This is a genomic window from Secundilactobacillus folii (genome assembly GCF_009720675.1).
Taxonomy (GTDB): domain Bacteria; phylum Bacillota; class Bacilli; order Lactobacillales; family Lactobacillaceae; genus Secundilactobacillus; species Secundilactobacillus folii.
On the sequence record NZ_WNJO01000006.1, the window covers coordinates 1 to 15,270 of the forward strand.

General features: G+C 39.7%; 12 protein-coding genes and 1 pseudogene. 4 read left to right on the forward strand and 9 right to left on the reverse strand.

Annotated elements, in window-relative coordinates; all coding sequences use genetic code 11:
• Window positions 1-334 precede the first annotated feature (334 nt).
• The 3 genes from GM612_RS05930 to GM612_RS05940 form a co-directional block, all read right to left on the reverse strand.
• Complete coding sequence (locus GM612_RS05930) at window positions 335-502, reverse strand: hypothetical protein (RefSeq protein WP_155431472.1); 168 nt, start codon at window positions 500-502, stop codon at window positions 335-337.
• A gap of 300 nt (window positions 503-802) precedes the next feature.
• Window positions 803-1,027, reverse strand: coding sequence for a hypothetical protein (locus GM612_RS05935; RefSeq protein ID WP_155431473.1), 225 nt, complete (start codon window positions 1,025-1,027; stop codon window positions 803-805).
• Window positions 1,028-1,206: 179 nt separating this feature from the next.
• Entirely contained in the window at window positions 1,207-1,773 is a 567-nt protein-coding gene (locus tag GM612_RS05940; protein WP_155431474.1) for a hypothetical protein, read from the reverse strand.
• A gap of 285 nt (window positions 1,774-2,058) precedes the next feature.
• Between GM612_RS05940 and GM612_RS05945 the strand changes: the two genes are divergently transcribed.
• Complete coding sequence (locus tag GM612_RS05945; RefSeq protein ID WP_155431475.1) at window positions 2,059-2,547, forward strand: hypothetical protein; 489 nt, start codon at window positions 2,059-2,061, stop codon at window positions 2,545-2,547.
• A gap of 192 nt (window positions 2,548-2,739) precedes the next feature.
• On the opposite strand, the gene GM612_RS05950 is transcribed toward GM612_RS05945, so the two are convergent.
• From GM612_RS05950 to GM612_RS05965, 4 genes are all read right to left on the reverse strand, one after another.
• Complete coding sequence (locus GM612_RS05950; protein ID WP_155431476.1) at window positions 2,740-3,870, reverse strand: ImmA/IrrE family metallo-endopeptidase; 1,131 nt, start codon at window positions 3,868-3,870, stop codon at window positions 2,740-2,742.
• A gap of 36 nt (window positions 3,871-3,906) precedes the next feature.
• Window positions 3,907-4,590: a DUF5986 family protein gene (locus GM612_RS05955; RefSeq protein WP_155431477.1), complete on the reverse strand. Its 684-nt coding sequence runs from the start codon at window positions 4,588-4,590 to the stop codon at window positions 3,907-3,909.
• Between the two features lie 1,738 nt (window positions 4,591-6,328).
• Complete coding sequence (locus tag GM612_RS05960) at window positions 6,329-7,681, reverse strand: McrC family protein (RefSeq protein ID WP_173021231.1); 1,353 nt, start codon at window positions 7,679-7,681, stop codon at window positions 6,329-6,331.
• A gap of 10 nt (window positions 7,682-7,691) precedes the next feature.
• The gene (locus GM612_RS05965; protein WP_246147612.1) at window positions 7,692-9,215 is read right to left on the reverse strand and encodes an AAA family ATPase; all 1,524 of its coding nucleotides are present in this window, start codon (window positions 9,213-9,215) and stop codon (window positions 7,692-7,694) included.
• Between the two features lie 499 nt (window positions 9,216-9,714).
• Here GM612_RS05965 and GM612_RS05975 point away from each other — a divergent pair.
• The 3 genes and pseudogenes from GM612_RS05975 to GM612_RS05985 all read left to right on the forward strand — a co-directional run bounded on the left by GM612_RS05975 (window position 9,715) and on the right by GM612_RS05985 (window position 12,660).
• Window positions 9,715-10,739, forward strand: a pseudogene (locus GM612_RS05975) (IS30 family transposase).
• Window positions 10,740-11,163: 424 nt separating this feature from the next.
• Window positions 11,164-11,895, forward strand: a complete 732-nt coding sequence (locus tag GM612_RS05980) for a helix-turn-helix transcriptional regulator (RefSeq protein WP_155431479.1) — start codon at window positions 11,164-11,166, stop codon at window positions 11,893-11,895.
• Between the two features lie 30 nt (window positions 11,896-11,925).
• Window positions 11,926-12,660, forward strand: a complete 735-nt coding sequence (locus GM612_RS05985; protein WP_155431480.1) for a hypothetical protein — start codon at window positions 11,926-11,928, stop codon at window positions 12,658-12,660.
• A 78-nt stretch (window positions 12,661-12,738) separates the two neighbouring features.
• Here GM612_RS05985 and GM612_RS05990 read toward each other — a convergent pair whose 3' ends face one another.
• Together GM612_RS05990 and GM612_RS05995 are read right to left on the reverse strand one after the other, a co-directional pair.
• Window positions 12,739-13,569, reverse strand: coding sequence for a TIGR02391 family protein (locus GM612_RS05990; RefSeq protein ID WP_155431481.1), 831 nt, complete (start codon window positions 13,567-13,569; stop codon window positions 12,739-12,741).
• A 480-nt stretch (window positions 13,570-14,049) separates the two neighbouring features.
• Window positions 14,050-15,171, reverse strand: a complete 1,122-nt coding sequence (locus GM612_RS05995) for an NAD(P)-dependent alcohol dehydrogenase (protein ID WP_155431482.1) — start codon at window positions 15,169-15,171, stop codon at window positions 14,050-14,052.
• Window positions 15,172-15,270 lie beyond the last annotated feature (99 nt).

Consider the following 15,270-nt stretch of genomic DNA (forward strand, 5'->3'; position numbering starts at 1 on the left):
TTCATGTCTTCTAATATCTAAATGGTATAGAAAAAAGAGTTGGCCGGCAAGTAGCCTATCAACTCTAAATATCGTAGCACCCAAAAACGCCGGTCTGCCTTTTCAGGTAGGTCGGCGTTTTTAAAGTTTGAGGCTAAAGGTGGCGTTGTGAGGCTAGTATTCATCCGAGTAATTCAAGTATTTTGACGTTATCATGTCTGCCGGATTGATAGGATTTTCTTGCTTGCTGACAACAGAGATGATGTATCCAGTTACGGTATTTCAAAGTCCAAGAAGCTTCCTGGCAAACTGAGTTAAGGGTGTTCTGATGGCCTATTAAGAACCGCCCTCCCAATCAATCAAACCCGGAATCAAACAACTGCTTGATCAGTATCCGCTCAAAAGTATCCTTGACACGCTTGTTTAGCTTGCGGAAGGTTTCGTTATCAGGTAGTGGCATAGGCTGATAGTGAGTAGGCAAAGTCTTTAACGCCATGTGGTGCAGGTAATCGACAATCTTCATGAACTTCCACTCGCGGAACTTCATAGCGGCTTTACTATGCGGCACCATCAGCGGGACTTGTTCCTGAAAGGCGACGACTGATTGGAGCTTGCGGTATTCTCAAGTTTTGCCACCAACGTTCAATCTGATCCAGGACAGGTAAGAACTCCGTTTTTGATCAACTGGCACTAACCAGAAGTCGTCACAGCAATAGGGGATCTGACGCCTGATGCCGACGCCTTCAGCGAAGCCTTTGAGGTCTTGGCGATAGTCCTAGACGAATTGTCGCGACAGACGGTTGACCAACTGGTTCGTGGGCGGTTAACATTTCATGATCCGCTGACCCTTCATCACGAGGATGGTGCGGTAGTCGCTCCGGGACTCTGCGACGTTGATCATGGTGAGGACTTGGTTAAAATCTGGTAACCATCGGGGATCGTCTTGGGCGGTGCGCACATCATCCGGCTGAATATCAGTAATATCAAGGTAGCGTTGCTGACTGAGCTTTTGATAATATGATGGAGTTACGTCCAATAAATAAAGCATAAGGTCTCCTTTAAAAATCAACTTTGAGTGATTAACAATGGCTAGACTATAACATAGGACTATACCGATTTGTACATATTTGACTTGTAAATTGAAAAGTGGCGACAAAAAGTGAAGACTGTTTGCTTATTTAGCGTTCTCGAGGCCAGTTCGTTTAGATGGATCGGTAGCATGAACGTTTATGAGGAATGGTAAACGTTGAGGATGTTTTCGGGCCGGAGATAGGGTAGGTGTGCTTGAACGACGTAGCTAGGCATGATGGCTTGGGGCATGTTGCCGGTTTGGATGTCGTCTAAGATGCGGTTTAAATCGTCTTCGGTGTACGGTGGTAGTGCTTGAACGGGTGGCATAAGGATTTGAAAGTCATTGATGTCGAGCATTAAAGGGTTGAAGAATTCGTGATTAAAGTCAACTTCCAGCAAGATGTTATCCGGATTACGTGTAAGGTGTTCCCATAAGCTGTTGATCGCGACGTGGCGGTGAATGAAGTCTAAGAAGTTATCGGCGTGCACTTCCTCGTGGGTCTGGTAATCATAGCCCATGAAGCAAAAGATCAGGCCCTGACCGCTTTGATCATCGGGTTGAATGGCGTTGATGGCGTTAAACGAGGTCAGAAAATAGTTGTAGAGATCACTAAGCTTGGGAATTTTATGTAAATAGTCGCTTTTTTGGAAATCCGGGTAATATATACCGTCTTGGTCTAAGATATCTAGAATTTGTTTGTTTTGCATGGTCCATAAGCTCATAGAAGAGTCCCCCTTTGTGTGATTGGTAGCGTTTAGTTATCTTTGATGGTAGGCTTTTTGGCGGGGAATTGCTAGTAGATTTTGGGAGTTGTTGGGGTATTTAGATGCGTGAGTGGGCTTGTGGGGTGCCAGTGTGTCGACAGGGTGAATCCGTTCGGGCAGGGCAGGGGTATTTGTGAGATAAAGTTATAAAATAATTTCATCATGAGATAATTTAATAGGTATACTAGGAATAGATTCGTTTGATTTAGTGTCATGATCCAAAACAGTCTAGGGGGATTTCAGATGAGAAATAAAGTCATCACGGGTTTGGTAGCGGCGAGTGCGCTTTTTGCCTTTGATTTCAGCGGGGTAACAGCGAATGCGAAGGCTTCAGGCACAACACCTAAGACGGTCCGCGGAACGTTCTATAGTTATCTGGGCAAGTCAAAGTGGGGCGTCATTAAGATCAATGTCCACTCTGCATCTACTTATACGTCAAAGTCGGGGGTTAAACCCAAGCCGTTTAAAATTTCTTCGACAAGTAAGAGTCGGGCCCACAAGTTGGCCTATCATGGCTTTAAGAGCGGGGGCCGGTACTACTTTTCTTTGCAGGCCCAGTTAAGTGGTGCGGAAAGTGTCTTTCCGGAAGACGGCTTCAGGCTGACCAGTCGTAAGATCAATGGTCATCGCTATAAAGTCATTCGTGGCTATCAAGGCGGCTATGGGACCGATTATATTAAGGGCCATAAGGTGAGACATGCTTATTCGCACCGGGCGGATGCTAGTTACTGAGTGGAGGATTAGAGGAAATCGGTTTATCCAGGACAAAAAATCGGATTTGAAATTTTTAATTCTTTGAATAAAAAAGGTGGATGTGAGGAGCATCCATCTTTTTATAATCGTTCAATTTTGTTCGATATTTCAATATATTGGCTTCTTTACCCGTAAGCAAACACAAGAATTATCTTGGATTGGTGGGTTGCTTTAGTGATGGTTTTTTAGTTGTACAATGTCAGCCTTAAATCGGTTTATGGGGACACCAATGACCTGAGCTAATATTTCTGTCGGAAAAGCCACACCGTACTTGTCGTTCAGTATACCAGAAAGTTCGCGTGCCTGCAGGATGTTTGCACCCTCAAGTAGGTCTAGAGATTCGTGCAGGAGTTGAGGCTTTGATGGATTTATGATTCCGTCTAGTTTTTCTTGTTTTCGCCAACCGCGCGCGCTAATTCGCTTTTGCAAGCGTAGATATTGATCGGCGTTAATTAAGCGAAGTGACCGGGCACGATGCACCATCGCACTCGCTGCTACGTACCACTTCGTCTTGAGACGGACGTATTCGTCTAGATTCATAAGGTTTCCACTGATGGAATTCTTGAATGCTTGCGCAGGTAATAAGAATTCTGCAGCAAACTCATCTGCTTCTTTCTCCATTTGACGGTACTCCTGTGCGTCAAGAGATTGTGGCTTAATACTGTTTGAATGGAGAATAAAATGACCGAGTTCATGAGTAAGACTAAACTGTTGGCGGAAGAAAGTTGTACTGTTAGCATCTACTAGTACAACATAATAACGATGCTGGTTGATGTCAACATACCCACTGTGAGCATCGATCTTTTCTGAATCAGAATTAACTAGTGCAACCAAAATACCATGTCTTTCTAAAAGTTGAAGTACATTTTTAATTGGTTTATCGCCCAGGTTCCATAGATGACGAAGTTTCAGAGCAGCAGTTTTTGGAGATTTAGGTGTGATTTCCTTTTGAAACAGCGGAGGGAACTCGATGTGCTCACCAAACATGTCTCGAACAAGTCCAGTGGCTTTTTTATATGTCTCACTTGGCATCTTTTCAGACTGTGTGGACGTTAGACGACTTCTAAAATAGGTTCCCTCGTCCTTATAGTCAAATTTGTTGATCCCAGTAAAAAAATCGATTGGGAATTGAAGTATTTTCACAATTTTCGGGAAGACATCTAATCCTGGTTGAGCGGTACCTCTTTCATATCGAGATATCATTTGCTTTGAAACACCGGTTTTTTCGGAAAGGCTTGTGATGGTTAGCCTACGATAGCGCCGGGCTTCTCGGAGACGGTTACCATTTATTTTAAAGCCCATAATGCAACATCCTCACTAATATTAAATTGGTTGGTATTAAGCCTTCTTAATTTTAAGTTTAACCAACGGTGTTGGTTTGCTGGAATGCTTGATAGGATCGGTACCTAATGAATCATTTTCACTTGTTTCTTCCTGATCAAGAAGCATATCACTAATATCCTTGGTTTCAATCGTTGTACCGTTTTGGTCAAGAAGATAGATTGCACCACCAGTAGCAGTGTTTTCAGCGTAGTCGAAAGCGACAACGTAAACACGATCGATTTGATTAGCAAATTCACCTAACATAATGTCGCAGTCACTTTTTCGTGCCGCTTCTTCATTTTCATCAGATTGAAATAACGATTGTTGCGTGCTAGTTGGTTTAGGGTTGAGACAAAGAAAAGAGTATAGGTAATGATGGTGACTAGAACTCTGCTTCTTAAATTTTTTTTGCAGTGCTTTTAAGTTATCATGCGACATTAGCAAGTATGCATCACGTTGGTCAGTGTCAACGATTGCTTCAAACTGCCAGATAGATTTGTGATGGACATGGACAACTTTGATGGTTTCGTTATCGGCAAGCATGTTTGTGACAACTTGACCTCGACGTGCCCAAACAGCTTGATACAGCCCGTTATGGTTCACAGATGAGATAGAGGCATTAAAGTCAGCCAATACATCCCGAACGGTTATGGACATGGCCTCGACTACTGATCGTAGAATAATTGGATTTGGTTCCATCGCAGAAAAACCTCTTTTCTAATTTTATTAATCATAGTGTATCATGCCGGTTGACAAAATTCAACAAAATCCGATTATTATATGCTATACAATACGATATTCTTTATTTAACACAGAAAATTAATGTTTTTCGTTCTGAAATTAGTAATGACATATTATTCATGGTGGTGTTGAAAGGTCAATGCTAGGAATATTAATCTAGCTGTAAGTCAAAAGCTTGCAGGATTAGCTAATGATTAGAACTTTTCATGTTCCAATGAAATTGGAAAACAAAGTTAAGACGCTATTAGTGCTGTCAAAGGTGGCACTCTTAATTTGGATAGCATAATTATATTCCAGCTATTATTTCTGAATTTTGAATTACCATGATTGTTGTGAACACTTCTATCTGCAACATTGATGTAAGTCGTTATTTTGGCTGACTGTGATATGTTCAGCCACTGATTACTTCCTCTGATTCGAAATTTCAGCAACAAGTTGACGACTACTTAACCAACAAGCAAGTAGATGTTCAGCGTAGTGTCGTTGTTCCTGATTTAAATCTTGCTGCTGAACTGATCCATTGCCAGACTGGCATTACATTCTCGGTGCAAAATACGTTGCAGAAACAAAGACTGTTCCATAACCCCGAAGTAGCAATATTTCAGATTCCAACTAACGAGATGCAGATCGATTCGGGTATTTCATTTAAATCGACTGATAATCCAGCGGTCAACCTGATGACTTCTCTGATAATGTCGAAATTAGGGAAGATAAAACAAGAGATGCCGAGGGTGTTAAAGTGAGCAGCGATTTACTGATTTAAAAGCGCAAAAAAACCTATTAATTTATTTGCTGATTGGTAAAATGAAAGTAAAAGGAAGTAGATTAGTGCTTAAAAATGATTGAAACTTTATTAAAGGATTCGGAATTGAACTATCTACCACCAATATATTTATCAGATATTTCGCATCTACTGCCAATCAGAATACATCAACATACTTTTTATCCCTAGAAAAGATTGGAAATAATTTGAAGCTAAAAAGGATTTTCTGAGCAGAGTATTATATGGATTGCAGGAGACGTTAAAAGTCATTCTAGAATCATAGTTAGACACTTGAGGATTTCTTATAATAATGAATTAAAGATTCGCTATCGATGGAGTCAAGTAGTTTTCTAGAATTCAGTATCATTGTCGTGAAATTTTCTTGAAAATGTCGTGTATTCCCCGTATGTGCGGGGGTGATCCTCTTTTTGCTTTAACACAGTTCTAAAACTTGCTGTTTTCCCTGCGTGTGCGGGGGTGATTCTATACTAGATAGACAAGGCGTTAAATAAACAATGAGCTTTTAATTAATACTTAGATAACTGAAAATACAAGAAGTTAGATAATAGTGAATTTTAGAAAGGTTTTAAAATTAAGAGGGGTTCTACGATATTTGTTGTTGGGTAGACAAGTTTATCTTGCCTATCTGGCACCAGATATTTTTTATGTTTTTTTATGATGCACAGACACAAAAAGGTGTAGTCCACTTTGCCGTCCGCTACCACACTTCAGGAAAGATGGTGACTACACCTCATAGTTTGTAAGATTGAGATCTGACTCGGAATTGAAGATCCATACGTAAAAATAAAGATTATAAATTTCTTGATGCTTAAAGAGCCCCTTGAAATTTAAATTACCTTAGATTAACTTTTTTGTGATTAAATCATAGGTGTCTACAAAGCAATATGCCCTTTGAAACTAACAAACAAATAGTCAAAGCTCAGTGATAAACCGAATCAATTCTTTTTCGCGCTGATGAATGATCTGTTTGAAAGTGTGATAGTCGGGTGCTTGGATGCAAACACCGATACTATAGCGGTAGATGTTAGCGGCAGGAGAGTGAATCAGTTCTAGTTTTTGATGATCTGGTTTACCAGTACCTGGGTTTAGAGTATCCGGGTAAATTAAGACCCCAGCGTTAAAGGCTAGTCGGTACATATAAGCTAAAATTTGGAGCAGATCGTCATGAACGTGGACATTATTTTTACTGAAATCCTTGTACTTGGTATCCGCAACGACTTGAAGTTGATCTTTACCAATAAAGTCGGGGTAAAAAAGGTAGTCATTATTATTAGCAAAAAGTTTCTGGGCTTTTGTCTGGTGGCGATTGTCCGGATGATCAAAGGAGGGCGCCAGTAATTTATTCACGTACTCTTCAAATAACCACGATGCATTAAAAAGAATGCCGTTCGTTTCTTCTACCGCGTTAGAATATTTGGTTGCTTGATGCTTTAAAATAGCGAGGCATAGGCGTTGTAACGGTTGATATTCCAAATAGTAAGCGTGGTGGATGGGGTGGCGTTCGTTTTGGTTAATGATTTGCCACGTGGTGTACCGTGTAAAATGATGGCCAATTTGTAAAATATGGTTTGCCAGCAGGTTCAGTTCTGGGTCCTTCGTCAGCATGGTACGAAACGGCGAGGCCTTAACTGCCTGGATGGTGGCACAGATTAAATAAATCAACCAATTATCGTCGGTATATTCGCGGGTTCGATAAGCAATTTTCCCCAAAAACGGGACGTTAGTTTTAATTTGCCGATTGATATCGATGGTCCCGCGAACGTTGCTGTCATTATGGGCAAAGGTGCGATACTGTCGAAAAAGGCCCTTGACCAGCGCTTGCTTAAAAAGTCGTGGAAAAGAGCAGATCAATAGGCTGAAGTAGGTATCGGCTCTTTCTTGCGTTGTTAGTTGTTCAATTATAGGAAAATTAAAGACACGTTCTAACATGTAGTAAAGAAAATAATCGTTAGTATCAGTACAGAAACGAGACGTGATGAAAGCTGATTGATAAGTTTCTTTTTGGTTAACCTTTTCTTTTAGTTTAACATTAATGACACCCAGATAATCGCCGACAAAAGTATCGTCAGAGCTCGTACCGGTAAACAGCGGGGCATTGGCGTTAATAACGTCTAAATCTTGTTTGAAATACGGGAAGGTGACGATACCATCATTCTTAAGTGTGCTGAAGCTTTCATTTTTTAAGCACTCAAAAGGGTGACTAGACTTTTTGTCATCCGAATCGCTGGAGCCTGGTACCGGGGAGTTATCCTTTAATCTAATCATTAGCATGCTCCTAAGACGGGTATTGAGCGTTGCAAAAGGCGTCTTGAACCTTCTGAATGAAAGTATCACTATTGGGTAGTTCTTTAGCGTATTCGGAAATGATGGGTTGTAGATAGTCGGTCCATAGTTGTGCGAATGCCTTTTCCCAGGTGGTTACTTCGCTATTGTCTGAAGCAGTCTCTGTTGTTGAATCTTCCGAAGCAATGTTATCATGTAACGCCTGCAATTTAAGAAAGTAGGCAGGCCCAATTTCGTGAGCATTAGAGGCTGCGAAGCCCGGTGCACTCTTGATGGCTTGATTAACTGCTGTCATGCAGTCGGTTGCCAAGTTAACTTCAGATGAGTTTTTATCATCCTTAGTGTCATTTTCGATGCTTTGATTAAGTCCTTTTAGTACATATTTTTGTGACTCAGCTGTTAATTCTAGGAACCTGAAACGTCTTCGCATAGCAAAATCGAAGGGTTCAACACTACGGTCGATGTCGTTCATCGTGCCAATGATGTAGACGTTATCAGGAACGTAAAATTGCTCCTTGGTATCTTGGTGCATGGACTGGTATTGAGTGGTGACAGCCCCGCGTTGACCACGGTAAGAAGGGTCAATTGAGTAGAATAACTCACCGAAAATTTTTGAAAGCTCGCCACGGTTGATTTCGTCGATGATGAAGACGTAGGTGAGGTTGCGGAAGTGTTGGGTGAGAGCTTCAATGTTATGTGCACAAATCGCAAAGAAGAGATCTTTTAATCGTTGATAGAATGGTTCTTGATCTTTTGGTTGATTGATTTTTTTCAGCATTTCTGTGTCATCCATGTAATCTTTGTAACGGATAGCATCTCTGTAATTATAGCTAGCATCGTCAGAATCATCGTCGTTTGATTTAGTTTTTTTAGTTCTAAAGGCTAAATTATCTCCTGATAAGTAAAGCATAAAGGTTAACTGTTTATCGAGCTTTTCATTATAGTCGAAGCCGTTATAATGCAATATTTCTTCCTTTTCGCAAAGACTTTGTAGTTTCGGAAAAATGTGCTTCATAAAAAAGGATTTTTCTGCTTGGTCCATGTATTCCGCCCACGTCGCTTTAATGAATTCAAATTTTGAAGTAGGAATAGTGCGTGCTCTTTGGCAGAATTGTTTGAAAATACCATCTTGGAGTTGAAAGCCAATATGGTCTTGACCTGTTTCTGTAGCTTCATTAACGACGGGTCTGAGCCCCTCCACAAAGTCCGTGTAGTCATAGCTTGGGTGAAATTGAACAAAACCCAGTCGATTTTGCGTAGTATCCATGTCGAGTAAATTTTCGTAAGTAGAAACGAATGAATCATCATCACCGTCTATCAGCAAATGGGCCGCAATTTGCTTAGCAAGGTAGGTTTTGCCTGTGCCTGGCGCACCATGTAAAATGATGTTATGTGAAGATCTTAGTTTATTTGAGTAGTATGTAACTTCCTTGTCTAATGCGTGATCTTCTGATTTGTTGGTCCAAGGATAAGTTTTCTGTTCTTTCTGTTTATTGATAAGTTTTTCGATTGTCATACATAATTCACCGCCTGTATTGTTATGGTTATCGTTAGTATAGAGCTGCTTGGGGTGTTTTACAATATAACATGGTGTGGTATAAGAAGCGGTGGTGATATTCTTGATTGAAATAAAAAACGACCTTGGTATAGGTCGTTTTCTGTGAGATTGTTCGCCCGATGTAGGAATATGAATAATCGGTAAAATACGCTTCAGAGGCGTAGGCACGTGCAGTGTGTACATCACACTTTAGGATTTAAATCAACAAAGGAATCCACCCCCGCACCTGCGGGGAAAACAAAAAAGAATCACTATTATACCAGCATTCTCAAAAATCAAAATCACAGTTTTTAATGAGTTTGATTAATTAGCTACTTGTTTCAATATATTTGTAAATTAACTATAGCGCGGGTTTTAGAATTAAGTTAGCCACTTTTTAAAATTAAAAAACACCAAGACGAAAAGTCCTGTTATCCTTGCAGTTCCTACATAAACAATGAAAGAAGTTTTCGTCTTGATGCATGAACAGCTTACCATGTCACATGTCAAAGGTCACCGTTTATCTGATATTGAACGCGGTTCAATTGCTCAACTTCATCAACAGGGTTTCTCCAATCGTCAGATTGCCGCTCGAATTGGTGTTTGTCCGCAAACTGTCAATAATGAACTACATCGTGGCAAAATTGATCAGGTAAAAAAGGTTAATGGTCACCGTCAATATTATCATGTGTACGATCCTTACGCATCTAGTGCACGTTATCTGCACAATCGCAACTGTCATCGGCCACGTAAAATCACTCAGGCAGCCGATTTTTGGCTTACTTTGTCGAGCGGTTTAAGTGTGATCATTGGTCTCCTGATGCCGTTATTGGGCGGTGCCAGACGTGAGCATTTTTACCAACCTAATAAGAAGGTTTGTATGGCCACCTTGTTCAACTATATTGATGCGCAGCTACTGGAGATTCGAAATATTAATCTGCTGGAAAAGACGAAACGACGGACAGGCCATAAACATCTCACCAAGCACAAACGCCTGATTGGTAGAAGTACCTAAGATCGGCCGAATCGGGCCGATTCGCGTCGCGAGTTTGGTCACTTTGAAATCGACACGGTTGTAGGTAAACGTAATGGCCGGGAAAGTGTCATTCTAACGATGAATGAACGTAAATCTCGGTGTAATTCATGCGTTTAATCGACGGCAAGGATGCCGATTCAGTTAACCATGTTCTCCAAGAAATCACAGCTGAATATGGTGACATTATCAAAACAGTTACAGCAGATAACGGCATCGATTTCAGCAGCTTAGAAAATGTACTTGCAGATGTCTATTATGCCCATCCATATCAATCATGCGATCGAACAACTAATGAAGCGCAAAACCGAATGATTCGACGTGATGTTCCGAAAGGAAAGTTCCTTGATGAACTAGCTCCAGCCGATATCGGGTTGAGAAACATCTTAATCATCTGCCTCAGTGTATTTTGGACTTACAAAACTCCTGAAGAAGTATTTCATTCCGAGTTGAAGCGAGTTCGTCGCTAACTATTACGCCAAACAACCACTATTTAAAATAGTTCCTCAATATATGATCAGGCTGTATAGATTTTAAATTTTGGAAGTGGCTAACATGTTATTGCAATTTACGTTATTATTTCTTTTATTATGAATGGCTAATCTCTGGTACTTGGATTTTAACTTAATTATGATTTCTGCAACTATTGTTTACTGTTTTGGGTAGAAATCATATTAATCATATAGCTATTAAAAGACGTCATTTAAGAGGGTTATTGATCTGCACGACTTTGATAACTTAAAAAAGCTAATTTTAAAAAATGGACTAGAGGTTTACTATTTTTAAAAACCGCATATTACTGGGGATTTGTCGAGGGTAAATGGTTCAATATATTAAACCTTGTTTTCCTTCTATTCAACTGCTACTCTTACCTCAAATAAGGAGGCATTGCAATTGACTTGTTCTAATCATACAATGTATCGATGTAACAAACTGGGTGAAATTCTCAAGGAAAAATATATATCACAGTACAAGTTCTGCAAATTCACTGGTTTAAGTATGTCGACAATAAGCCGGATCATAAATAATCCGAAAGCAAATATAACTGAGGACATGTCCCTCGTAATTAGCGAAGCGCTTCATATAGGGCTGGATGATTGGCATTATTGGAGATTTAATGATCTTTACGCTCCCAATGGATTTACAAATAAACATTTAAAATTATTGGATAAAGAAATGGCGATATACAATGTATCCCTTGTATATCAGCCCTATAACAGCAATAATGCTGTCAATATCTGCACTAAAAGAGAAAGAATAAGAAGGGAGTACCTTAATGCTAATATGAGGGTTGATATGGCGGGGCTTCCAGAGATGACAATAGTAGATTTTGATGTAATGAGTCATCATAACAATCTGACTATAGAAGAAATATCAAATTTCTACGCAAATATGTTGAGAGCCATGATCAATTTCGCCAGGGAAATGGGTATGTACCAACTGAAATATTATACAAAGAATTTCGGCGCACAAGAATATTTAGCATGTCATTTGACCCGCCACGATCAAGTTAATTTTCCAAGCAGTATAAGTTTACAAAACAAACGTGTTGCAAAGAAATTAGGATTTAGGCAGGCAACATTGAGCGGAAATTTATTACCAAATTTTTATGTGATGACGTTTTGATTAAATATTATAACGAAGGAGTTGACATCTGTGAAGAATGAGATAAACCAGGGCGAATATTGTGTCAACAAACTGGGTCAGATTTTAATGAATAGAAATATTAGTATAAAAAAGTTCAGTTGTTATACCGGGTTAAGCGTGGCAGCAATTAGCCGCATTGTTAATAATCCTCACTTGGATATCTTGAAATCAACTGCTCATGCAATTAGTGTTGGTCTTCAACTCAAAGAGAACGAATGGTTTATATGGGAAACCGATTATAATTACAATTCGTCTTGGCTTGATACAGACAATCTGAGTGTACTTGATAGCGCGATGAAGAAGCTTGGTGTCAAGCTTGCATACCAAGTTTATTCTAACAATCGTTCGATGAATGTTTGGACAAAATACGAAGGAAACAGAAAGTTATTTATAGACGGCAACTTTAAAGTATTCACAAACGGACTTCCTGAAATGGTGCTCAATGGATTTGACGTTATTACATATCAAGGTGCAGTTACGGTAGAAGAGTTTGCAAACTTTTACGCGAGTTCTTTAAGTGCTGTGGTTACTTTCGCCCAAAAAATTGGCATTTCAAAAATTAAATACTATACGTCGAATTTTAGTTCTAAAAATCGTTTTTTAGATGGATTGGTGGATCCAAATGAGAAATTATTCGAGAAAAAGTTAAGGCGATTAAACAAAGCGGCTGCTGAAAGAATTGGTTTTAGACAAGTAGATCTAGATGACTCCATTCGTATCAAGTCTTATGTAAAGGTGTTATGAAAAGAATGTGCTTTTGGAAAAATTAAGCTTTCAAAATTGAAAAATAACGAGCTGCTTTTTTGTTAAGCAGTGCCTAGGCTAGTCAAGGTTGCGAACATTAATACACTTTTCTAGAAGTCCGTATGCCAAAGACATCAATGTTAGTGCTGTAATAGCGTCAGTTTCGCTAGTAACGTCATAAAGTTTTGGATCATGAGCCTTTGGATTACGATACAGATAGACAATAGTATTCAAAAGACTTTTTAAGCCTAGATATTTGCTTTTTTCTGTTTGAGTTTTTAGCATATTCCCTTTAATTAATACAATAGGGCGTTTAGTATTAAAACATTCATTGACCAATGAATTGCAATCATCGTTTAATTCAGAGATATCACGAATTTTTTGCAAGACACACTTACTTGCTTCAAATATGGCATGGAAATAATTTTCCTGAAGGAGTTCTGAGTTACAGTACTTTAATATTTCTGGGTGAACATCTAACTTGGATAATCTATTTTTGAGTGTTTGTAGGCGTCTTTGAGCTTCTGAAAAAGTTTTTGGAACGTTTACAGATTCTACTTCTCCGGCATCATTAATTTCATACCCATAAAACATCAGTTTCTCGTTTAAGGACTGAAGCGTTCGATGCCATTTATCCGGATCCTGAAAAAAATCAGGCGGATTCATAATATAACTGATTACGTTAAATAACGGTTTTGCATCATTAGATAGCTGACAACCGCTAATAATAGATTCCTTTATTCTTCTCCACTTTGTTGAGTTAGTCAGCAAAGAATTTTGTTTTCGACGAGTTTCATCAAAATCTTTTAGACCAAGTTTCTGGAACATAACGGTGATTTTTGATCCAGTAGTTAGTTCAGCAAGGATTTTAGAAACATTCTCAATGCAATTTTCATCAATTGGTTTCATATTATATTATTTCACCTCGTGTAAAATATAAGAATGATAATACATGAACGGAGATTTCTAATCTCCCCTTAAATTTATCTGGAGCTTTTTCCCTGTATTCATAGCTTATAGAATTTAAATTGTCCGAGAATTTTCTTTTGATATTTCGGTTCTATTAGTCAAATTGGGAATTGACATTAATTTTATAAAATGAACTAGTAATTATTGGACTTGTGTTCGTATACGCAGAAAGATATGTAAGTGCTTGGGTATTACTACTTTTAGCAGTTATTATTACAGCAATGCTATAGGATTGTAGATCCTTAGTCAATACCTGTCGATTGAAAGCTTTAATAGAATGGTGGTGAATTAATAAACTCGTCTTTTCTTGATAAAGTCTTTAATGGTTACGAAAAATATTCCACGATAAAGACTCTAAGTCAGCAGACAAAAAAGGCGTTGAAGCCATAAACTTCAACGCCTTTTACAATCTACTCTCTATCATTCACCCGGCTTATAATCCTCATCAATAATCAAAACCGGTTTAATCGTTTTACCAGACTTAGAATCAGCATCCGCCTGATTAATATCACTGAATTTGTAGAACTTTTCGGTTTTATCGAAGTCGAATTCGCCCATACGGTAGAATTCAATCAGCCGTGGAATATCAATTTGTGGAATGGAGTCACCCATCAGGACACCACGGACTTGCTGATCCTTCATACTGAGATCATTCCAAGGATCAACGTCCATGTGGTGAGGGGTAACTGCAACCGTGGCCGTGATACCACCTTGTGCTAAGGCTTTGATTGAAGATTCCATTACTGAGGTAACACCCGTGGTATCTACTGCGAAGTTGACACCCTTGCCACCCGTCAGTTCTTTGATCTTGGCGACGGCGTCCACGTTCTTACTGTTGATGACATCTGTGGCACCTAGTTCCTTAGCCAGTTTCAGCCGTGAATCCACAATATCAACACCGATGACCTTGGTGCAACCGGCAATTCGAGCGGCCATCATCGCGGCTAACCCAACAGCACCTGTTCCAAAGACTGCCAGCGTATCACCCTGGTTAGGTTTCAAGTTATTCAGCACAGTCCCAGACCCAGTGACGTAACCACAGCCCAGTGGACCTAAGATTCTCAAATCAAGATCCTTAGGAACTTTGACGACGTTGCGTTCACGCACAACAGTAGTTGAGGTAAACGAACTTTGATCGAATAGATCAGCAACAGTTTTGCCATTCTCTGTAAAGTGGGCAGTACCACCGGGACGAAGGCCAGACATATTATTAACTGCCCAGTTCTCACACTGGGTCGGGTGCCCCTTCAGACAATTATCACAGACGCCACAAGCATAGTAGCTCATGACAACGTGGTCGCCAACTGCGACTTGCGTAACTTCTGGGCCAACTTTTTCCACAATGCCTGCGCCTTCGTGTCCGAGGATTACCGGGTACTTATAGTCTGAATCGCCATGACGTACCGCTTCATCGGTGTGGCAGATCCCACTTGCGACCATGTGCACCTGGACGTCATCGGGTCCCATTTCGGCTAACTCGATGTCGTCCTTAATTTCGAAATCGGCATCCTTTTCACTAACAACTGCAGCTTTGATCTTCATTTAAAACCAGTCCTTTCTGTTTGTGGTACGAATGTATTATGCCACAAAAGAAAGCGCTTACAACCCCGGTTACAAGTGTTTTAAATGCTATATTACAAT